18 protein-coding genes are annotated in these 20,148 nt (G+C 71.1%); 10 read left to right on the top strand and 8 right to left on the bottom strand.

The features are described from left to right. Nucleotides 1-13: 13 nt before the first annotated feature. Nucleotides 14-1,777, bottom strand: coding sequence for a 2-oxoglutarate dehydrogenase, E2 component, dihydrolipoamide succinyltransferase (gene sucB, locus JKG67_RS02845; protein WP_203335715.1), 1,764 nt, complete (start codon nucleotides 1,775-1,777; stop codon nucleotides 14-16). 21 nt (nucleotides 1,778-1,798) lie between these two features. Further along, nucleotides 1,799-3,169: a dihydrolipoyl dehydrogenase gene (lpdA, locus tag JKG67_RS02840; protein WP_203335714.1), complete on the bottom strand. Its 1,371-nt coding sequence runs from the start codon at nucleotides 3,167-3,169 to the stop codon at nucleotides 1,799-1,801. Nucleotides 3,170-3,255: 86 nt separating this feature from the next. On the opposite strand from lpdA, the gene JKG67_RS02835 reads away from it, so the two are divergent. Further along, nucleotides 3,256-3,615: a hypothetical protein gene (locus JKG67_RS02835; protein WP_238997790.1), complete on the top strand. Its 360-nt coding sequence runs from the start codon at nucleotides 3,256-3,258 to the stop codon at nucleotides 3,613-3,615. A gap of 5 nt (nucleotides 3,616-3,620) precedes the next feature. Here JKG67_RS02835 and JKG67_RS02830 read toward each other — a convergent pair whose 3' ends face one another. Then, nucleotides 3,621-5,141 carry a leucyl aminopeptidase gene (locus JKG67_RS02830; protein ID WP_238997789.1) on the bottom strand — a complete coding sequence of 507 codons (1,521 nt, stop codon included), beginning with the start codon at nucleotides 5,139-5,141 and terminating at the stop codon, nucleotides 3,621-3,623. A gap of 47 nt (nucleotides 5,142-5,188) precedes the next feature. Between JKG67_RS02830 and gcvT the strand changes: the two genes are divergently transcribed. Next, nucleotides 5,189-6,292, top strand: coding sequence for a glycine cleavage system aminomethyltransferase GcvT (gcvT, locus tag JKG67_RS02825; RefSeq protein WP_203335713.1), 1,104 nt, complete (start codon nucleotides 5,189-5,191; stop codon nucleotides 6,290-6,292). Nucleotides 6,293-6,385: 93 nt separating this feature from the next. Here the strand turns inward: gcvT and JKG67_RS02820 are convergent, their stop codons facing one another. After that, entirely contained in the window at nucleotides 6,386-7,300 is a 915-nt protein-coding gene (locus tag JKG67_RS02820) for an adenosylcobinamide-GDP ribazoletransferase (protein WP_203335712.1), read from the bottom strand. Further along, nucleotides 7,297-7,854: a bifunctional adenosylcobinamide kinase/adenosylcobinamide-phosphate guanylyltransferase gene (gene cobU / locus JKG67_RS02815; protein ID WP_203335711.1), complete on the bottom strand. Its 558-nt coding sequence runs from the start codon at nucleotides 7,852-7,854 to the stop codon at nucleotides 7,297-7,299. The genes JKG67_RS02820 and cobU overlap by 4 nt, the downstream gene beginning before the upstream one ends. A gap of 18 nt (nucleotides 7,855-7,872) precedes the next feature. Here cobU and JKG67_RS02810 point away from each other — a divergent pair, with 18 nt between their 5' ends. The 6 genes from JKG67_RS02810 to JKG67_RS02785 all read left to right on the top strand — a co-directional run bounded on the left by JKG67_RS02810 (nucleotide 7,873) and on the right by JKG67_RS02785 (nucleotide 12,906). Continuing rightward, nucleotides 7,873-8,136: a hypothetical protein gene (locus JKG67_RS02810; protein ID WP_203335710.1), complete on the top strand. Its 264-nt coding sequence runs from the start codon at nucleotides 7,873-7,875 to the stop codon at nucleotides 8,134-8,136. Next, on the top strand, nucleotides 8,133-8,915 hold the full coding sequence (locus JKG67_RS02805) for an aminoglycoside adenylyltransferase domain-containing protein (protein WP_203335709.1): 783 nt from the start codon (nucleotides 8,133-8,135) through the stop codon (nucleotides 8,913-8,915). Before JKG67_RS02810 ends, JKG67_RS02805 begins: the two co-directional genes overlap by 4 nt. 46 nt (nucleotides 8,916-8,961) lie before the next feature. Next, entirely contained in the window at nucleotides 8,962-9,756 is a 795-nt protein-coding gene (locus JKG67_RS02800) for a thymidylate synthase (protein ID WP_203335708.1), read from the top strand. Further along, a complete protein-coding gene (locus tag JKG67_RS02795) occupies nucleotides 9,753-10,235 on the top strand; it encodes a dihydrofolate reductase (protein ID WP_203335707.1) in 483 nt (160 codons plus the stop codon). The genes JKG67_RS02800 and JKG67_RS02795 overlap by 4 nt, the downstream gene beginning before the upstream one ends. A 61-nt stretch (nucleotides 10,236-10,296) precedes the next feature. Beyond that, nucleotides 10,297-11,196 (top strand): 4-hydroxy-tetrahydrodipicolinate synthase, encoded by a 900-nt coding sequence (gene dapA, locus JKG67_RS02790; protein WP_203335706.1) that lies wholly within the window; start codon nucleotides 10,297-10,299, stop codon nucleotides 11,194-11,196. An 18-nt stretch (nucleotides 11,197-11,214) separates the two neighbouring features. Next, on the top strand, nucleotides 11,215-12,906 hold the full coding sequence (locus JKG67_RS02785) for a ribonuclease J (RefSeq protein ID WP_203335705.1): 1,692 nt from the start codon (nucleotides 11,215-11,217) through the stop codon (nucleotides 12,904-12,906). Here JKG67_RS02785 and cydD read toward each other — a convergent pair. Genes cydD through JKG67_RS02770 form a run of 3 tightly spaced genes read right to left on the bottom strand, consistent with a single transcriptional unit; the run spans nucleotide 12,893 to nucleotide 18,712 of the window. Further along, nucleotides 12,893-16,243: a thiol reductant ABC exporter subunit CydD gene (gene cydD / locus JKG67_RS02780; RefSeq protein WP_203335704.1), complete on the bottom strand. Its 3,351-nt coding sequence runs from the start codon at nucleotides 16,241-16,243 to the stop codon at nucleotides 12,893-12,895. The two genes, JKG67_RS02785 and cydD, sit on opposite strands and share 14 nt — an antisense overlap. Further along, a complete protein-coding gene (gene cydB, locus JKG67_RS02775; protein ID WP_203335703.1) occupies nucleotides 16,240-17,250 on the bottom strand; it encodes a cytochrome d ubiquinol oxidase subunit II in 1,011 nt (336 codons plus the stop codon). Before cydB ends, cydD begins: the two co-directional genes overlap by 4 nt. 13 nt (nucleotides 17,251-17,263) lie before the next feature. Then, nucleotides 17,264-18,712 (bottom strand): cytochrome ubiquinol oxidase subunit I, encoded by a 1,449-nt coding sequence (locus JKG67_RS02770; RefSeq protein WP_203335939.1) that lies wholly within the window; start codon nucleotides 18,710-18,712, stop codon nucleotides 17,264-17,266. Between the two features lie 120 nt (nucleotides 18,713-18,832). Between JKG67_RS02770 and JKG67_RS02765 the strand changes: the two genes are divergently transcribed. Beyond that, nucleotides 18,833-19,243, top strand: coding sequence for a BlaI/MecI/CopY family transcriptional regulator (locus JKG67_RS02765; protein ID WP_307816400.1), 411 nt, complete (start codon nucleotides 18,833-18,835; stop codon nucleotides 19,241-19,243). After that, nucleotides 19,240-20,109, top strand: coding sequence for a M56 family metallopeptidase (locus JKG67_RS02760; RefSeq protein ID WP_203335702.1), 870 nt, complete (start codon nucleotides 19,240-19,242; stop codon nucleotides 20,107-20,109). The genes JKG67_RS02765 and JKG67_RS02760 overlap by 4 nt, the downstream gene beginning before the upstream one ends. Nucleotides 20,110-20,148 lie beyond the last annotated feature (39 nt).

Genomic DNA, 20,148 nt, shown 5'->3' with positions numbered 1-20,148 from the left:
GCGCCCGGCCTGCTCAGACCTCGAACTGACCGGCTTCGAGGCGCTCCTTCACGTCGGAGAGGAAGCGCGCCGCGTCGGCGCCGTCGACCAGGCGGTGGTCGTAGGTCAGCGCCAGGAAGACCATGTGCCGTACGGCGATCGTCTCGCCCAGCGCCGCGTCGTCGATGACCACCGGACGCTTCACCACCGAGCCGGTGCCGAGGATGGCCACCTGGGGCTGGTTGATGATCGGAGTGTCGAAGAGGGCGCCGCGGCTGCCGGTGTTGGTCAGCGTGAACGTGCCACCGGACAGTTCGTCGGGACCGATCTTGTTGCTCCGGGTCCGCTCCGCCACGTCGGCGATCTTGCGGGCCAGGCCGCTGATCGACAGATCGCCGGCGTCCTTGATCACCGGGGTGAGCAGGCCCTTCTCGGTGTCCACCGCGATGGCCACGTTCTCCCGGTCGAAGTAGGTGACCTCGCCCTTCTCGGTGTCCAGGGTGGCGTTCAGCGACGGGTGCGCCTTCAGGGCGTCGATCGAGGCCTTCGCGAAGAACGGCATGAACGAGAGCTTGACGCCCTCGCGAGCCGCGAAGTCGGCCTTGACCGAGTCGCGCAGCCGGGCGATCCGGGTGACGTCGACCTCGACCACCGTGGTCAGCTGCGCGCTGGTCTGCAGCGACTCCACCATCCGGGCCGCGATCACCTTGCGCAACCTCGACAGCGGCTCGGTCCGTCCCCGCAGCGGCGAGGGAGTCGCCGGTGCCGGCGCGGCGGCAGCCGCCGGTGCGGCCGGTGCGGAAGGTGCCGGGGCAGCGGCCTGCTTGGCTGCGGCGGCGTCGAGCACGTCCTGCTTGCGGATCCGGCCACCGACACCGGTGCCGGTCACGGCGGCCAGATCGACGCCGTGCTTGGTCGCGAGCTTGCGCACCAGCGGGGTCACGTAGCCCCCGGCATCGGGGTCGGTGCTGCCCGCGGCGTGGGTCGGCGCGGACGGTGCTGACGGCTCCTTGGCGGCAGGTGCCTCGGAGGCCACGGTCTGCGGGGTGGGCGCCGGTTCAGCCTCCGGCTCGGCCTTGGGCTCTGCCTTGGGTTCGGCCTTGGGCTCGGGCTCGGGCTCGGGCTCGGGCTCGGAGGGCGCCGGCGCGGCGGATGCGTCGCCGATGATCGCCAACTCGGCGCCGACCTCGACCGTCTCGTCCTCGGACACCCGGATCTCGAGCAGGGTGCCGGCCACCGGGGAGGGGATCTCGGTGTCGACCTTGTCGGTGGAGACCTCCAGCAGCGGCTCGTCGACGGCGACGCTGTCACCGACCGACTTCAGCCAGCGGGTGACGGTGCCCTCGGTCACCGATTCCCCCAGGGCCGGCAACGTGACCGGCGTACTCGATCCGGACTGGGCCGATCCGGACTGGGCCGGCGGGGCGGAAGCAGCGGCGGGCTCATCGGCAGCCTCCGGCTCGGGCTCCGGCTCGGGCTCGGGCTCCGGCTCGGGCTCGGGCTCCGGCTCGGCCTGGCCACTCGGTGCGGAAGACCCGCCGCCATTGCCGGAGACCTCACTCGAGTCGCCGATCAACGCCAGCACCGCCCCTACCTCGACGGTGTCATCCTCAGCGGCTCGGATCTCGAGCAGGGTGCCGGCCACCGGGGAGGGGATCTCGGTGTCGACCTTGTCGGTGGAGACCTCCAGCAGCGGCTCGTCGACGGCGACGGTGTCACCGATCGACTTCAGCCAGCGGGTGACCGTGCCCTCGGTGACGGATTCGCCAAGTGCCGGCAGGTTGACTTCGGTGGCCATGAAAGCTCGCTTCCTCGTTGATCAGGTGTGGACGTGCAATGGTTTTCCGGCCAGGGCCAGGTGGGCCTCGCCGAGTGCTTCGTTCTGAGTGGGGTGCCCGTGCACCAGCGGGGCCACGTCATCGGGGTGGGCCTCCCAGCCCACGATCAACTGCGCCTCGCCGATCAGTTCGCCGACCCGGGAGCCGACCATGTGGATGCCGACCACGGGACCCTCGACGACCCGGACCACCTTGATGAACCCCTGGGTGGCCAGGATCTGGCTGCGGCCGTTGCCGGCCAGGTCATAGCTGAGTTCCTCGACGTCGCCGTGACGAGCGCGGGCGGTGTCGGCGTCCAGGCCGACGGAGGCCACCTCCGGCTCGCAGTAGGTGACTCGCGGGATCAGATCATCGACCACCGGGGCGGGCGAGAGCCCGGCGATCAGTTCGGCCACCGCAATGCCCTGGGCGAAGCCGCGATGCGCCAACTGCAACCCGGCGACCAGGTCGCCCACGGCGTACACGTTCTCCACTGCGGTGCGACCGTGTTCATCGGTGATCACGAAACCACGGTCGTCCACGCGCACTCCGTGGGAGTCCAGACCTCCACTGGACGGGCGGCGCCCGACCGCCACCAGCAGGACCTCGGCCGTCAGAGTGCTCTCGTCACTGAGAGTGACGGTGACGCCCGCGTCGACCACCTTGGCGTCGACGACGGAGACGTCCGTGCGGACGGTGATGCCGCGTTTGCGGAACGCCCGCTGGAGCGCCTTCGACGAGGCTTCGTCCTCGGCGGCCAGGAGTCGGGGCAGCGCCTCGACGATGGTCACCTCGGCGCCGAACGAGCGCCACACACTGGCGAACTCGCAGCCGATCACGCCACCGCCGAGCACCACCACCGAGTCGGGCAGCCGATCCAGCACCAGCGCCTCATCCGAGGTCAACACCCGGTCGCCGTCGATGGTGATCCCCGGTGGCACCGACGCATGCGACCCGGTGGCCAGCACCAGGTGCGTGCCGGAGTACACGGTCGAGTCGACGGTCACCTCACGTGGACCGGTGAGGGCGCCATCGCCTTCGATCACGGTGATGCCGCGTCCCTCGATCAGGCCGGTGAGGCCCTTGAAGAGACGCTGCACCACCCGATCCTTGTAGGCGTGCACGCCAGCCATGTCCACGCCGTCGAGCGTGGCCCGGATCCCGAACCGGTCGGCGTCCCGGGCAGCATCGGCGATCTCAGCGGCGTGCAGCAGCGCCTTGGTCGGAATGCAGCCGGCGTGCAGGCAGGTGCCGCCCACCTTCGCCCTCTCAACCAGGCCGACGCTCAGGCCCAGTTGGGCCGCCCGGAGTGCGCAGGCATAGCCACCGGACCCGCCCCCCAGGACGAGTACGTCGAAGTCGGCCGTGCCCACGCGCGTCCTTCCGCCGGATGTGTCGCGCCCATCTTTGCACCCTCCGTTGTCTGGGTCACACGGAGCCACCTGACAAACTTGCCGTTATGGGTTTGTTCGACCGATTCCGCCGGGGCAGCCGGATGCGCCGTCCGTCCGGTGACCGCCATCGCACCGGCTCCACCACTGTGCGGGCCTCCTCCGCCGTTGACGCGGAGCACCTGAAGGAGTTCGTCACCAGTCGTCGCGGCGTGGAGGGGTTCGTCGAGCCGCGCACCGCGGTCAGCGACGTGACGCTGCTGCTGGTGGCCCACGATGGTGAGTGGACCCGGCGGCGGGTGCCATCGGTGGAGTGGGCGCACAAGTTCGCCAACAGCCACCAGGTGCCCTCCTACGACGCGGCGGTGGTGGGCGTCCCGCAGCGGATGCGGGACTACAACCGGCGTCGCAAGGCCGAGGGTCTCTGACCGGTTCAGACCGTGTCGCTGGCCAGGGTGCGGGCGTGCTGCACCAGGGTGGCCACGCCGAAGCCGGTGCCACCTGAGGGCAGGTGGCCCGACGGGGCGCCGTTGTTGTACGCCGGCCCGGCGACGTCGACGTGAGCCCACGGCCGTCCGGCGGTGAACTCGCGCAGGAACGCCGCCGCGAAGAGCCCGCCACCCCACCGGATGGCGTCGTGCTGGGCCAGATCAGCGATCTTGCTGCTCCGCACCCGCTCCGACATCTCCTCGGGGATCGGCATCGCCCACATGGGTTCGCCGGCAGTCTCCGCGGCCGCCAGGACCTGGGCGACGGCAGCGTCGGTGCCCATCACCCCGGCCATCCGGTCGCCCAGCGCCATCACCATCGCTCCGGTCAGCGTGGCCACGTCCACGATGACGTCGGGGTCGACCTCGGTCGCCCGGACCAGTGCATCGGCCAGCACCAGCCGCCCCTCGGCGTCGGTGTTGGACACCTCGACCGTCGTGCCGCCGTAGAGGGAGAGCACGTCGCCAGGCCTGGTCGAGGTACCGGACACCATGTTCTCGGCCAGCGGGACGAACGTGGAGACCTTGACGGGCAGACCCAGTGCGGCGATCGCGAAGGTCGCCTGCACAACGGTCGCCGCACCGGCCATGTCGCACTTCATGGTGGCCATCGAGGCGGCCGGCTTGATGGACAGGCCGCCGGAGTCGAAGGTGATCCCCTTGCCGACCAGGGCGAGATGGGCCACGGCGTCCTTGGGGGCGTAGACGAGCTCGACGAGTCGGGGCGGCGCCGACGATCCCACGCCGACTCCGAGCAGCCCCCCGCAGCCGAGGTCGGCGAGCGCGTCCTCGTCGTACACCGTGAGTTCGACCGGGGGGCCGCCACGCCCCTTGGTCAACTCGGCGTGGCCGGCCTCGATCGCCGCGGCGAACAGCGGGGGAGTGAGGTCGCCCGGTGGCATGTTCACCCAATCCCTGGCGGTGGCCACGGCGTTGGCGACCGCCTGTGCGGCGTCGAAGGCGGCGACCATCTCGTTGCGCCTGGCCCCCTCGCTGAGCACCACGATGTCGTTGACCGGGTCGTCCTCGGCGTTGGACTTGTAGCGGGTGAACGTGTAGCGCCCCAGACAGAAGCCCTCGGTCACCGCGCCGACCCGCTCCGGGGTGTCGGTGGGCAGCGCCACCGCGGCGGAGGCCACGTTCGTCAGGGCGCGAGCGGCGGCCCCCGCGGCGGCCCTGAGGCACTCCTCGGTTGGGTCGGTCGTCTCACCGAGCCCGACGAGCATCAGCAGCGGGGAGTTCACGCTCTCACTCGTCGGGACCTTGACCACCTCGTTCGCCTTGGCGGTGAAGCCGAGGGTGGACAACAGCGGACGCCACTTGCGTCCGTAGGCCTGCTGCACGTCAGCCCCGGGACCGAGCGCAGTCAGTCCCTTCCTGGTATCCGCCACTCCGACGATCACAACGTCGGCGCGGGTCTTGGCAGGGCTGGCGGTGCGCAGCGAGTAGGAGGTCACGTCGGGCATGCTAGCCACCCGGTGTGACACCGGGACGCTGCGGTAGTTTCGCGCCCATGACCGGTGACGACCTGATCCTTCCGCCGCTGTACGACCGACACGTCGCCCTGGGGGCGAAGTTCTCCGCCTTCGGGGGCTGGTCGATGCCGCTGGAGTACGCCGGCGTCGTCTCCGAGCACACCTGCGTGCGCGAAGCCGTCGGACTCTTCGACGTCAGCCACCTCGGGAAACTCGAGGTCACCGGCACAGGTGCCGCGGCCTTCGTGAACGCCACCCTCAGCAACGACCTGGGCAGGATCGGTCCGGGGCAGGCGCAGTACACCCTCTGCTGCACCCCCGACGGGGGCATCGTCGATGACCTGATCGCCTATCTCCGCGACGACGAGCACGTGCTGCTGGTGCCCAACGCGGCGAACGCCGCGGCGGTCCGGGACCTGCTGCAGGCAGAGGCTCCGGCCGGCGTCGAGATCACCGACCGGCACACCGACTACGCGGTCCTGGCCGTGCAGGGGACGAAGTCGGACGAGACGCTGGCCGAGGTGGGTCTGCCGACCGGCCACGACTACATGTCGTTCGACGTGGTGACGTTCGAAGGTGCCGACGTGATCGTCTGTCGGACCGGCTACACCGGTGAGCGCGGCTACGAGCTGATCGTGCCGGCGGCCGCGGCCACCGCGGTCTGGGACCGACTCGTCGCCGCCGGTGCGCCGTACGGGATCCAGCCCTGTGGCCTGGGAGCGCGGGACACACTGCGCACGGAGATGGGGTACCCGCTGCACGGGCAGGACATCGGTCCCTCGGTGACCCCCCTCGAGGCGCGACTCGGCTGGGCCGTCGGTTGGCAGAAGCCGGCGTTCTGGGGCCGCGAGGCGCTACTGGCGGAGAAGGAGGCCGGACCGGCGCGGCGACTCCACGGACTGATCGCGGTCGGCCGGGGCATTCCCCGCCCGGGGATGAGCGTCAGCCTCACCGCGGACCTGCCGCTGGGAGAGATCACATCGGGGACCTTCTCACCGACCCTGCGCAAGGGCATCGGGATGGCGCTGCTGTCGACCGTGGTCGCCGATGACGCCCAGGTCGGGGTGGACATCCGCGGTCGACGCGAGATCTTCCAACTCACCCGTCCGCCGTTCGTCGACACCCGGGTCCGCGAGTCCTGACTTCGGCGGGCCAGAAACCCCATCTCGGCAGGCCACGAACCCCATCTCGGCGGGCCACGAACCCCATCTCGGCGGGCCACAAACCCCACTTCGTCAGGTGAGGAGGAGGGTGACGGCGAGCAGGGCGGCGGTGGTGGCCGCCTCCACGGCAGCGCCGAGCACGTCACCGGTGACGCCGCCGAAGCGGGTCACGGCCCGCCAGGTGAGCAGCCAAGCCGCGGTCAGCGCAGCCGCCATGGCCAGCAGCACCGGGACACTCAGCGCGAGTGCCGCGAGCAGAGTCGGGTTGCTGCCGATCACCCCGGTGGCGCTGCCACCGATCACCCCGGTGGTGCTGCCACCGATCACCCCGGTGGTGCTGCCGCCGATCACCCCACTGGCGCTGCCACCGATCTCTCCTGTAGCGCCGGAGAGGACCATCGCGGTCACTCCGAGCGTGACGGCCACCGCCCACGACAGCGGCACCGCGATCGGGGGGACCGAGCCGGCGACGAGCCGGCCGAGGCCGTCGCTGCGGGCGGCGTCGAAGAGCGGAGAGCACAGCAGGGGCAGCACCGCGCGGCCGGCGATCAGGGCCAGCGCCACTGCGATGGCCCCCTGACCCGCGGCCACCGCATGCGCCAGCAGTGCCACCTGCCCGAGCAGCACCAGCACCAGCGTGACCACCCCGAACGGCCCCACATCCGACTGCCGCATCACGGCCAGCGCCGCCTCCCCGCGGCGCCCGGACCCGAACCCGTCGGCGGTGTCGGCCAGACCATCCAGATGGATCGCCCGGGTCAGCACCGCCATCGCCGCGACCGCGGCGACCGCGACCAGCAGGGCCGGCGCGTCCCGCTGCTCCAGGACCCACACCGGCACGGCCACCAGCACTGCCAGGACCGCGCCGACCACGGGCGCCAGCACCATCGCGGCGCCGGCGGTGCGCCGGTCCACGCTCCGCGGCGCGCGCACCGGCCACACCGACAGGGTGCCGAAGGCGAGCCGGACCGGGTCCAGGACGCTCACAACCGCACCGACCGACCTGCCACGCACCACAGCACCTCGTCGCTGACCTCGGCGATCCTCATGTTCACCAGGCCCATCTGGTCCCGGAACCGTCGTCCGGCAGCAGTGGCCGGGACGACGCCCTGACCCACCTCGTTGGTGACCGCCACCGCCCGCCGACCCGTCGCCGCCCAGGCCTGCGCCAGCGCGTCGACCTCGTCGGCGACGGCCTCGGCGGCGCCGGCGTGCCACCGCGCGTCGTCCCAGGCATGGTGGGCGTCCATCACCCGGGTGAGCCAGAGGGTGAGGCAGTCGATCAGCAGCGCAGGACCGGGTGCGGCCAGTTCGCTGACCAGGTCGAGGGTCTCCACCGTTCGCCACCACGAGGGCCGGCGGTCTCGGTGCAGCGCCACCCGTGCGGCCCATTCGGCGTCGTCCCCGGGCTGGTGCGCGGTGGCCACGTAGGTGACCTCGGGAGCGTCGCCGAGGAGGTTCTCGGCCACCCGCGACTTGCCGCTGCGGGCACCGCCGATCACCAGGGTGCGGGTGGCGGCTGCGGCGACGGGCTCGGACACACCCCCTAGTCTGGCCGCATGGTTTCGCTGCCCGAACACCCGCCCACCTTCCGGCCACCGGCGGCAGAGGAGACGCCCTGGTGGTGGCGCCTCGAGGACGCCGACGGCACCGAGGTCGACGTGTCGGCTCCGGAACTGACCGGGCAACGCTTCCCCAGCCAGGCCGACGCCGAGTCCTGGGTCGGCGAGATGTACGGCGCACTGACCGAGGCCGGTGTGGACGCGGTCAGCCTGTTCGACCTGGAGCGCAAGGTCTACGGACCGATGTCACTGCACCCATGACGTCGCTTCCCGAGGAGGTGGCGGCCCTCTGCCGGACCTTCCTGGACACGATCGATGCCCGTGCCCCGGGCCTGGTGACAGGCCTGTACCTGCGAGGCGGGCTCGCGTTCGGCGAGTACCTGCCCGGCACCAGCGACGTCGACTTCGTCGCCGTGCTGTCCGGGCGCCCGTCGACTGACGAGCAGGCAGCCCTCGAGTCCGCGCACGCGGAGGTGGCCGCGAGGCATCCGGAGCCGGCCTTCGACGGCATGCACCTGCTCGTGGAGGATCTGCGCCGCCACCCCGACGACTGTCCCGACCTGCCGTGCGTCATCCACGGGTGGTTCGACCCGGCCGGCCGGGAGGACGTCAACCCGGTCGCCTGGCACGAGGTCGCCGAGCACGGCGTAGCGGTGCGCGGCCCGGCGGCGACCGAGCTCGGGGTCTGGACCGACGCCGACGCCCTGCGCGAGTTCACCCGTGACAACCTCGACAACTACTGGCGCCAGAGCGCCGACGCCCTGGCCAAGTTCCCCGACGAGGCAGCCGGCGAGACCACCTGCGCCTGGTGCGTCCTCGGCGTCGCCCGCCTGGACCACCTGCTGGTCACCGGGACGATGACCACCAAGTCGGCGGCCGGCCGCTGGGGCTTGACCCACTATCCCGGTGCCCACCATCGGGTGCTTCGCGAGGCGCTGCGGATCAGGGCCGGTGACCCGGGCGGTGAGTACGACGATCCCGCGGAGCGAGGCGCCGACGTCACCGCCTTCACCCGGTACGTCGTCGACCTGCCCCGCTGAGCCGCGGTCCACCGGAGCCGGCCGCTCACCGGGTAGGCTCGCGCCCGTGCAGGTGTATCTCGATCTCCTTGAACGCATTCTCGACGACGGCATCGAGAAGGGCGACCGCACCGGCACCGGCACGCGCAGTGTCTTCGGCCACCAGATGCGGTTCGACCTCCGTCAGGGCTTCCCGCTGCTGACCACGAAGAAGGTGCACACCCGATCGGTCTTCGCCGAACTTCTGTGGTTCCTGCGCGGCGACACCAACGTCGGTTGGCTGCAGGAGCGCGGCGTGACGATCTGGGACGAATGGGCTGACGCGGACGGCAACCTCGGACCCGTCTACGGCTACCAGTGGCGGTCCTGGCCCACCCCCGATGGGGCGCACGTCGACCAGGTCGCCCGGGTCATCGACCAGATCCGCACCGACCCCGACTCCCGTCGGCACATCGTGAACTCCTGGAACGTGGCCGATCTCGACGAGATGGCGCTGGCCCCCTGCCACACCCTGTTCCAGTTCTACGTTGCCGACGGGCGGCTCAGCTGCCAGCTCTACCAGCGCAGCGCCGACGTGTTCCTGGGAGTGCCGTTCAACATCGCCTCCTACGCCCTGCTCACCCACATGGTCGCCCAGGTCTGCGAACTGGAGGTCGGCGAGTTCGTGCACACCCTCGGTGATGCGCACCTCTACTCCAACCATCTGGAGCAGGCCCGGCTGCAGTTGACCCGGACCCCCCGCCCGTTGCCGACACTGCGGCTCAACCCCGCGATCACCGAGATCGACGGGTTCGACCTCGACGACATCGAGATCCTCGGGTACGACCCCTACCCGGTCATCAAGGCGCCGATCTCGGTATGAGCAAGCGCGTCGTCCTGGTCGCCGCAGTGGCGGCCAACGCCGTGATCGGTCGCGGCCCGGACATCCCCTGGCACCTGCCGGGGGAGCAGCGGCTCTTCAAGGAGCTGACCCTGGGGCATGTGCTGGTGATGGGCCGGGCCACCTACGAGTCCATCGGCCGGCCGCTGCCGGGGCGCACCACCATCGTGCTCACCCGGGACCCGCTGTGGAGGCCCGGACATGACGGGGTGCTCGTCGCGGCCGACTTCGACCGGGCGCTGGCCCTGGCCGAGGAACTCCCCGGCGACGTGATGGTCGTCGGCGGCGCGCAGGTGTACGCCGCGGCGTTGCCGCACGCCGACCAGCAGGTGCTCACCGAGGTGCCCCTGACACCCGAGGGTGACGTCCACTACCCGGAGTTCGACCGCGCCGACTGGCGGCAGGGCCGGCGTGAGCGCCACGACGGCTTCGACCGGGTGTGGTGGGAACGAATCGGCTGAGGGAGTCGGACACGACTCCCAGCCGACGGGCCGAGGCCTCCGCCGCGATAGCCTGACCCCCATGACCTCCGCCGCTCCTCATGCGCCCTTCGGTCGGGTGCTCACCGCGATGGCCACCGTGTTCGCCGACGACGGCTCCGTCGACCTGGAGGCCACCGCCAAGGTGGCGGCACACCTCGTCGATCACGGCAACGACGGGCTCGTGGTCTCCGGCACCACCGGCGAGTCGGCGACCACCACCGTGGCCGAGGACGCGGAGACGCTGCGCGCGGTCAAGGAGGCCGTGGGGGACCGGGCGACCATCGTCGCCGGCTGCGGCACCAACGACACCCGCACCTCGATCCAACTGGCCGAGCAGGCGGCCGCCAACGGCGCCGACGGGCTGCTGCTGGTCACCCCGTACTACAACAAGCCGTCCCAGGCCGGCGTACTCCACCATTTCCGGCAGGTCGTGGACGCCACCGACCTGCCGGTGATGCTCTACGACATCCCCGGCCGCACCGGCACCAAGCTGGCGCCCTCCACCTTCGAGACGATCGCCGACTGGGAGCGGGTGGTGGCGGTCAAGGACGCGGCCGCCGACCCCACCCAGGCAGTGCTGCTCACCGGTCTCGGCTTCGCCGTCTACTCCGGAGACGACGCACTCACCCTCGGCTTCCTGGCCTACGGTGGCTGCGGGGTCGTCTCGGTGCTCGGCCACGTGGCCGGCGACCAGCTCAAGGCCATGGTCGACGCCTTCCTGGCCGGTGACCTGGCCACCGCCCAACGTATCAATGCGCAGTTGCAGCCCGCCCTGCACGCGGTGATGGGGGCGCCGAACTACGGCGCGACCACCGCCAAGGCCGGACTGGAACTGCTCGGGGTGATCAGCAACCGCCAGGTGCGGTCGCCGCTGGTGCCCCTGGACGCGGACGAGGTTGCGGCGCTGCGCGCCGGGCTGACCGCGTCCGGACTGCTCTGACCCCACTGAAGGAGACCGATGAGCCACCCCCATCCCGAACTGTCCGCGCCCCCCGAACTCCCCGCCGGCGGGCTGCGGGTGATTCCGCTCGGTGGCCTGGGTGAGGTCGGCCGGAACATGACCGTCTTCGAGTACGACGGCCGGCTGCTGATCGTGGACTGTGGCGTGCTGTTCCCCGAGGACGACCACCCCGGCGTCGACCTGATCCTTCCGGACTTCGCCGCGATCCGGGATCGCCTGGACGCGGTGGAGGCGCTGGTGCTCACCCACGGGCACGAGGACCACATCGGGGCCACGCCGTACCTGCTGCGGGAACGTGCCGACATCCCGCTGGTCGGCTCCGAGCTCACCCTGGCGCTGTTGGACAACAAGCTGCGCGAGCACCGGATCAAGGGCACCGTCAAGCACCAGGTGGTCGAGGGTGACCGGATCTCCTTCGGGCCCTGGGACCTGGAGTTCATCGCCGTCAACCACTCCATCCCGGACGCGTTGGCGGTCGCGATCCGGACCGGTGCCGGCACGGTCCTGCACACCGGTGACTTCAAGATGGACCAGTTGCCGCTGGATGGTCGGATCACCGACCTGCGCGCCTTCGCCAGGCTCGGCGAGGAGGGTGTCGACCTCTTCCTGGTGGACTCCACCAACGCCGAGGTCCCCGGCTTCACCACCTCCGAGCGCGACATCGGCCCGGTCCTCGACCAGGTGTTCTACCGCTGCAACCAGCGGCTGATCGTGGCCTGCTTCGCCTCCCATGTGCACCGCGTCCAGCAGGTGCTCGACGCGGCTGCGGCCCATGGCCGCAAGGTCGCCTACGTCGGTCGCTCGATGGTCCGCAACATGGCCGTCGCGCGGGACCTGGGTTACCTGACCGTGCCGCCGGGCGTGATCGTCGACGCGAAGGAACTGGCCGACCTGCCTCCGCACAAGCAGGTGCTGATCTCGACCGGCTCCCAGGGGGAGCCGATGAGCGCTCTGAGTCGGATGGCGCAACGCAGCCACCAGTTCGTGCACCTGGAGGAGGGGGACACGGTGGTGCTCGCCTCGTCCTTGATCCCGGGCAACGAGAACGCGGTCGGTCGGGTGATCAACGGCCTGGCCAGGGTCGGTGCCACGGTGGTGCACAAGGGCAACGCCCTGGTGCACGTCAGCGGCCATGCCAGCGCCGGGGAACTGCTCTACTGCTACAACATCGTCAAGCCACGGAACGTGCTGCCGGTGCATGGCGAGGTGCGGCACATGCAGGCCAACGCGGCGCTGGCCAGGGCTACCGGCGTGCCCGCCGAACGCGTGGTGCTTGCCGAGGACGGGGTGGTCGTGGACCTCATCGACGGCCTGGCCCGGATCACCGGCAAGGTCGAGTGTGGGTACGTCTTCGTCGACGGGCAGTCGGTGGGCGACATCGCCGAGTCCTCCCTGACCGACCGCCGGATCCTGGGCGAGGAGGGGTTCATCTCGGTGATCGTGATCGTCGACTCGGTGACCGGCAAGGTGTCCGGCGGCCCGGAGATCCACGCACGCGGGTTCGCCGAGGACGATTCGGCCTTCGACGTGATCAAGCAGCCGATCGTGGATGCGATCGACAAGGCGATCGCCGAGGGTGCCACCGACACCCACCAGCTTCAGCAGACCATCCGCCGCACCATCGGCCGATGGGTGAACCGGGCCCACCGGCGCCGGCCGATGATCATCCCGATCGTCATCGAGGCGTAGCCGGCGCGGTGCTCAGCACGGTGTCCATCGCGTCGAGGCCGACCCGGTCGTGGGCGATCCAGACCACGGACCGGTCCTCGAACAGGTCCAGTACGTCGGCGACCACCGCTCGGGCGGTGTCACCGTCCAGGTGCGCGGTGGGCTCGTCGAGCACCAGCAGCTCGGGATCGGCCAGCAGTGCCCTGGCGAGCCCGATCCTGGTCCGCTCACCACCGGAGACGGCGAGTCCACCGTCGCCGACCCGGGTCGCCAGCCCGTGTGGCAACTCCGCGAGCCAGTCCCCGAGGTGGGCATCGGTCAGCGCCGCGGCCACCTCGGCGTCGTCGGCGCCGGGCCGGGCGAACCGGACGTTCTCGGCCACCGAGGAGGCGAAGATGTACGGGTCGTCGTCGACGGTGGCGACGCGTTCCCGGACCTCGGCCAAGGTGGCGGACCGGGCGTCGATGCCGTTGACACGGTGGCTGCCGTCGGTAGGGGACAGGTAGCGCATCAGCACCGCTGCGGCCGTGCTCTTGCCCGATCCGGACGGGCCGGTGATGCCGACGTGTGCCCCCGGGGGCAGTGACACGGTGAAGTCGGTGAGTGCCCGACGCTGGTCGTCCCAGCTGGCCGACACCTGATCGAGGGTGACGTCGAGTCGGGTCTGTGGCAGCGGCCGAGGGGTGAGCGGGTCGGTGACGGCCGGACGCTGCCGGACCAGTCGGTCGAGTCGTGCCCGGGCCGCGCGGGTGCGGACCCGGAGGCTGCCGGCGTCGGCCAGTGGCGTCAGCAGGTCGAGCAGGGCCAGCGGGGTGAGCACCAGCAGCGCCACCACCGGGCCGCTGAGGGCGCCCGCCGCGTACGGGGCTCGGGTGAGGCCGACCATCGCCACCAGGCCAGCGGTGGCGGCCAGCAGTGGGAGGGTTCGGACGGCGCCGGTCAGCATCGCCGACCTGAGTTGGGTGCGGGCCAATGCCCTGCCGGCCTCGTCGACGCCGGCGACGGCTCGTTCTTCGGCCTGCCACAGTCCCACCTGCCGGCCGTCGACGATCACCTGGTGCACGCGGCGGCCCAGGTCCCCTCGGGCGTTGAGGACGGAGGTCTCGGTGGCGGCACCGGTAGCGCGGGCGAGCAGGTAGGCCACCGGGCCAGTCAGGCAGACGGCCAGCAGCACTCCGGCCGCGGTGGGGAGAATCAGCCAGCCCAGTGCGGTGGTCGTCACGGTGACGCCGAGCCAGGTCCACTGGGGCAGTCGGACACGGAGTCGGTCCTCGACCAGCGCGTCCACGTCGTCGACCACCGCGGTGAGGCTGTCCGCCCGACCGTTGAGGCGTCCGGGCACCAACGGCACGAGTTGGCGGTACACGTCGCTGCGGTGCTGGGCGAGTCCGGCCAGCGCCACGTCGTGCGCCAGCAGTCGTTCGACGTAGCGCAGCGCCGGCCGGGCGATGCCGAAGGTGCGCACCCCCACGATGGCCACGGTGAGGGTCAGCAGCGGTGGCTGCTCGGCGGCCCGCACGATCAGCCAGCCCGCGGTGGCGGCCAGGGCGATCCCGGACATGGTGGCCAGTACCGAGAGGACGATCGCCAGCACCCAGCGGCCCCGGGTGCGGTGATCGGGGGTGGGATCGGTGTCCGGGCAGGCCGACGGCGCCGGTCGAGGCGCGGGGGTGGGCTCAGGCCGTGGGTGCTCCCCGGCCCGGTACTGCCCGGCCCGGTACTGCAGAGCCGGGGTGGGTGATGGCCGCGCAGCCAGGGTGATCACCTGGTCAGCCGCCTCCACGACGGCGCTCCGGTGCGCGACCACGATCACCGCTCGATCCTCGGCCAGCCTGGTGAGGGTGGCCAGGATCGTCGCCTCGCTGGCCGCGTCCAGGTGGGCGGTCGGTTCGTCGAGGATCACCCAGGGGCGATCGGCGAGGACCACCCGGGCCAGCGCGAGCCGGGCCCGTTGGCCCGCCGACAGGCCGGCGCCGTCATCACCGAGCCGGGTGTCGAGGCCGTCGGGCAGGGCGCGGACGACCTGGTCGAGCTCGACCCTCGCCAGCGCGTCCCAGAGCGCCGGGTCGTCGGCATCCGGGCGACCGACCCGCAGGTTGGTGGCGATGGTGTCGGGGGTGAGCCAGGGCCGTTGCGGGGCCTGGGCCACGTGGCGTTGCCAGTCCGCCGCGTCGAGGTCGGCGCCGAGGACCAGGTCACCCACGGTGATGCTGCCGCTGTTGGGCGTCAGTTCACCGAGCAGCGCCTGGAGGAGGGTGCTCTTGCCGCAGCCGGACGGGCCGCGGATGGCGGTGATCCCGGTCGGGGCGACGACGGCGTCGAGGCCCTGCACGGCCGGATCGTCGCGGCCCGGCCAGGTGAGGCCGACCCCGTTCAGGCGGATCGGTCCGGGCAGTTCGGTCCGGCCAGTGGCCTGAGGGGCAACGGGGTCGGTCAGCGCGTTCACCTCGGTGAAGGTCGCGGTGCCTTCGGCAGCCGCATGGAACTCGGCGCCCACGCGTCGTAGCGGCCAGTAGGCCTCGGGCGCCAACAGCAGGACGGTCAGCGCGACCTGCAGCTCCAGCCCCCCGGTGGCCAGCCGCAGCCCGACGATCACCGCGACCAGGGCCACCGACAGGGTCGCCACCAGTTCCAGCACCGCGGAGGAGGCGAAGGCGAGCCGCAGCGTGCGCAGCGTCTCCCGCCGGTGCCGATGGCTGACGGTGAGGATGGTCTCCGCCTGGGCGGCGCCGCGTCGGTGCGCGACCAGGGTCGGCAGGCCGCGGACGATGTCGAGGAAGTGGCCGGCCAGGTCGGCCATCGCCCGCCACTGCCGGTCGGCCTGGTCCCGGGTGTTCAGGCCGATCAGCACCGCGAAGACCGGGATGAGCGGCAGCGTCACCACGACCAGCAGGCCCGCGATCAGGTCTTGGCTCACCATCGCCACCACGACCAGCACCGGCAGGACGGCGGCGACCACCAGGGCGGGCAGGTAGCGCGTCAGGTAGGGCTCGATCGAGGCCACCCCGCGGGTGGCGAGAGCGGTGAGTTCGCCGGTCGTGCGCGGGTCGCCATTGGTGCGTGCGAGGGCACTGTGCAGCACCCGGCGGCGCAGCCCGGCCGCCACGGCGGCGGCGGCCCGGGCCGCCGCCACGTCCACCGTCCAGCTGAGAAGCATGCGGCCGCCGGCGAGTCCGAGCAGCCACAGCACCGGCGTCAGCGGGTCGTCGCCCCGGATCAGCCCGACGATCACCGCGGCGACGGCGAACGCTTGGCCGACCACCAGCAGTCCACCCAGCACGCTGCCGGTGACGACCAACCCCAGCCAGCCCCGGGCGGGCCGCAGGTGGGGCAGCAGTGCGGGGTCCAGGGGCTTCATCGGGCCGGGGCGTCTGCGCTGATGTGCTCGACGGTGAGTCGCCTGCGGAACACCCAGTAGCTCCAGGCCTGGTAGCCGAGGACGATCGGTGTGAACGCCACCGCCACCCAGGTCATGATCCGCAGCGTGTACTGGGTCGCGGCCGCGTTGGTGACCGTCAACGAGTACGCCGGATCGGTGCTCGACGGCATCACGTCGGGGAAGAGCGCGGTGAACAGCCCGACCATCATCAGGCCGATGGCGGCGAAGGTGCCGGTGAAGGCCCAACCCTCGCGGCCGCTGGCGGCGGCGAGCAGTGCACCGAGCAGCGCCAGTGCGGCCGCGACCAGCACCGGGGCCGACGCGAGCGAACCGTGGGCCGTCTGCGTCCAGGTCCAGAAGCCGCCGGCCACCACGAAGGTGACGGCGCCGACCCGGACGGCGAGCAGTCGCGCCCGGTGCCGGATCTCCCCGTCGGTCTTGAGGGCCACGAACATCGCACCGTGGGTGACGCAGAGCAGCAGCATGGTGACGCCGCCGAGCAGACCGTAGGGGTTCAGCAGGGTGAAGATGCTGCCGGTGAACTCGAAGTCGGCGTCGATCGGCACCCCGGCGACGATGTTGGCGAAGGCGACTCCCCAGAGCACGGCCGGCACCACCGAGCCGACGATGATCGCCAGATCCCAGTTCCGTTTCCAGCTGTCCTCGGGACGCTTGTGGCGGTACTCGAAGGCCAGGCCGCGGACGATCAGGGCGAGCAGGATCAGCAACAGCGGCAGGTAGAAGCCGCTGAAGAGAGTGGCGTACCACTCCGGGAACGCCGCGAAAGTGGCTCCGCCGGCGACCAGTAGCCACACCTCGTTGCCGTCCCAGACCGGGCCGATGGTGTTGATCATCACCCGTCGTTCGCGGTCGTTGCGGGCCAGCACCGGGAGCAGTGCGCCGACCCCGAAGTCGAACCCCTCCAGAACGAAGTAGCCGACCCAGAGGAAGGCGATGACGAGGAACCAGATGGTGGTGAGCTCCATGACGGTCTCCTGCTCAGTACGCGAAGACGAGCGGCGCGTCGTCGTCGTGGTCGGGGTGGGTGGGGTCCGGCGGCTCGACGAACGGATCGGCCCCGGCGCGGATGAACTTGGCCAGCAACCCGATCTCAACGATGGCGAGCACGGCGTACAGGCCGGTGAGGGTGATCAGCGAGATCGCCGCCTCGGTGACACTGACGCTGGGTGAGACGCCGTGCTCGGTGGTCATCAGGCCGTAGACGACCCACGGCTGCCGGCCCATCTCGGTGAAGATCCACCCGAAGCTGCTGGCCAGCACGGTGACCACCGGCACCGAGAGGGCGACCACCCCCCATCCGCGGCGTCGGGGCATCCGGCCGCCTCTGGTCACCCAGAGCAGCAGCGCCGAGACGCCGGCGGCGAGCAGACCCAGGCCGATCATCAGCCGGAACGTCCAGTAGGTGACCGGGATGTTGGGGGTGAAGTCGCCGGGGCTGTAGTACGTCTGGCCGGGGTCCTGGCCGTACTCGGCGACGTACCTCTCCCTGAGGTCGTTGATGCCCTCGACCTGACCGTCGAAGCTGCCGGTGCCCAGGTAGGAGAGCAGACACGGGATGGTGATCGAGAAGCGTTCCTCGGTGCCGTCGAGGCTGCCGATGGTCAGGATCGAGAACGGCGCGCACTCCTCGGCCGTCTCGTACAGCCCTTCGGCGGCGGCCATCTTCATCGGCTGCACCTCGGTCATCACTTTGCCCTGCACGTCTCCGGTGATCGCGACGCCGATGCCGGCCAGCAGCGTCACCGCGGCACCGATGCGCAGCCCCTTGCGGTAGAGAGCGCGGTCGTCGTCGCTGTGCCGGTTGCGCAGGTACAGCCAGCCGCTGACGCCCAGCACGAACGCGCCGCCGGTCATGTAGCAGGCGGCCACCACGTGCGGGAAGGCGACCAGTTGCACCGGGTTGAACAGGACGGCCGCGAAGTCGGTGAGCTCGGCCCGTCCCGTCTCGGGGTTGTAGGTGTGACCGACCGGGTTCTGCATCCACGAGTTGGCCGCGAGGATGAAGTACGCCGAGAACAGGGTGCCGATGTGGACCAGCCACATGCAGGCGGCGTGCACCGCCCGGGGGAGTCGGTCCCAGCCGAAGATCCACAGACCCAGGAACGTCGACTCGAGGAAGAAGGCGAGCAGGCCCTCGATGGCCAGCGGGGCGCCGAACACGTCGCCGACGAACCGGCTGTAGTCCGACCAGTTCATCCCGAACTGGAACTCCTGCACGATCCCGGTGACCACGCCGATGGCGAAGTTGATCAGGAACAGCTTGCCGAAGAACTTCGTCAGCCGCAGGTACGCCGGGTCCTTGCGGCGCAGCCACAGGGTCTCGAACGTCGCGACCAGCGCGGAGAGGCCGATGGTGATCGGCACGAACAGGAAGTGATAGACGGTGGTGATGCCGAACTGGAGTCGGGCGAGATCCAGGACTTCCACGGTGTTGCCTCCGCTCACGCAGTGCACCTGTACGGGTCGCACTCGGCCAGTGATTACTACGCATCGTAGTATCTACGATGCAATGTAGTACGACAAGGGGTCGTTGGTACAATCGGCCGTGTGAACAACGCCGAACTCCCGTCCTCCTCCCGCAACCTGGGCCGAGCCACCCTCGGTGAACTCGAACGCGGCGTCCTGGAGGTGCTGTGGGCGTTACCCGATCACCGGTCGGTGACCGTGCGCGACGTGCACGCGTCGCTGGCGGAGTCTCGGTCGATCGCCTACACCACGGTGATGACGGTGATGGAGAGGCTCGCCCGCAAGGGCCTGGTCGACCAGACCAAGGACGGGCGTGCCTACACCTACCGCCCGCGGGCCTCGCGCGGCGAGCTCACCGCGGAACTGATGCACGCGGCTCTGGACGAGGTGGGGTCGGCGGACCGCTCGGGAGCGCTGGTGGCCTTCGTGGCCGAGGCGAGTGCGGATGAGGTCGAGGCGCTCCGGGCCGCGCTGAGTCGGCTGGAGCAATGACCCCGCTGCTCCTCGGCGCACTGGCGGTGCTGCTCGCCGGGCCGGTGCCGGCACTCCTGGCCCGGTGGCCACGCCTGCGCCGCAGTCCGGGCGCCAGCCTGGTGCTGTGGCAGTCGGTGGCAGCGGCCGCGGTACTGGCGGCACTGGGTGCGGGCCTGTCGCTGACCACCGCACACGTGTGGGCTCCGGAGCGGGACTGGGTCGGCCGGGTGATCGCGGTGGTGGCGCTGGCGGTGACCGCGCTCGTCGCCGCCCGACTGCTGCTCAGCGGCCATCGGGTCGGGACGACGCTGCGGCAGTTGCGGCGACGGCACCGGGCCCAGTTGGACCTGCTCGCCCACCGGGAGCGGGGGGTCGAGGTGCTCGACCACGACCTACCGGTGGCCTACTGCCTGCCGGCGCTGGGCGGCAGCCGGGTGGTGGTGTCGGCGGGCATGCTGGACCGGCTCACCGAGGACGAGGTGGCTGCGGTGCTGGCCCACGAGCGCGCCCACCTGCGGTCCCGCCACGACCTGCTGCTGGAGGCCTTCAGCGTGCTCCACCGTGCCTTCCCCCGCTGGGTCTCGAGCCGGGCGGCGCTGGACGAGGTGAAGCTCCTCGTCGAGGTGATGGCAGACCGGGCAGCCGTCCGAGGCCGCGATCCCAGACACCTGGGTCGGGCGTTGGTGGCGCTGGCCGAGAGCCGGGTGCCGGCGGCCGCGCTGCCGGCCGGGGGAGCGGGGCTGGTCACCCGGGTGGACCTGCTGGCCGACCCGGATCCGCACCGTCTCCAGTCCGTCCTGGTGCTGGTCGCCGCGGTCCTGGTGGTGGTGCTGCCGACCGCGCTGGTGGTGCTTCCGTGGTTGCTCTCGCTGTGGGCCGTTTGAGCAGCGCGGTCGCGACACGCGGCTGTGAAGCATGATGCT

This window comes from Nocardioides limicola, from assembly GCF_016827675.1.
Classification (GTDB): domain Bacteria; phylum Actinomycetota; class Actinomycetes; order Propionibacteriales; family Nocardioidaceae; genus Nocardioides; species Nocardioides limicola.
The sequence above is the reverse complement of the archived record's forward strand: the minus strand, read 5'-3'. Positions and strand labels throughout refer to the sequence as shown.

What these genes read in the sequence shown, in the direction of transcription:
- sucB (WP_203335715.1), bottom strand. Translation starts at nt 1,777, where the DNA reads ATGGCCACCGAAGTCAACCTGCCGGCACTTGGCGAATCCGTCACCGAG.
- JKG67_RS02835 (WP_238997790.1), top strand. Translation starts at nt 3,256, where the DNA reads ATGGGTTTGTTCGACCGATTCCGCCGGGGCAGCCGGATGCGCCGTCCG.
- JKG67_RS02830 (WP_238997789.1), bottom strand. Translation starts at nt 5,141, where the DNA reads ATGCCCGACGTGACCTCCTACTCGCTGCGCACCGCCAGCCCTGCCAAG.
- gcvT (WP_203335713.1), top strand. Translation starts at nt 5,189, where the DNA reads ATGACCGGTGACGACCTGATCCTTCCGCCGCTGTACGACCGACACGTC.
- JKG67_RS02810 (WP_203335710.1), top strand. Translation starts at nt 7,873, where the DNA reads ATGGTTTCGCTGCCCGAACACCCGCCCACCTTCCGGCCACCGGCGGCA.
- JKG67_RS02805 (WP_203335709.1), top strand. Translation starts at nt 8,133, where the DNA reads ATGACGTCGCTTCCCGAGGAGGTGGCGGCCCTCTGCCGGACCTTCCTG.
- JKG67_RS02795 (WP_203335707.1), top strand. Translation starts at nt 9,753, where the DNA reads ATGAGCAAGCGCGTCGTCCTGGTCGCCGCAGTGGCGGCCAACGCCGTG.
- dapA (WP_203335706.1), top strand. Translation starts at nt 10,297, where the DNA reads ATGACCTCCGCCGCTCCTCATGCGCCCTTCGGTCGGGTGCTCACCGCG.
- JKG67_RS02785 (WP_203335705.1), top strand. Translation starts at nt 11,215, where the DNA reads ATGAGCCACCCCCATCCCGAACTGTCCGCGCCCCCCGAACTCCCCGCC.
- cydD (WP_203335704.1), bottom strand. Translation starts at nt 16,243, where the DNA reads ATGAAGCCCCTGGACCCCGCACTGCTGCCCCACCTGCGGCCCGCCCGG.
- cydB (WP_203335703.1), bottom strand. Translation starts at nt 17,250, where the DNA reads ATGGAGCTCACCACCATCTGGTTCCTCGTCATCGCCTTCCTCTGGGTC.
- JKG67_RS02760 (WP_203335702.1), top strand. Translation starts at nt 19,240, where the DNA reads ATGACCCCGCTGCTCCTCGGCGCACTGGCGGTGCTGCTCGCCGGGCCG.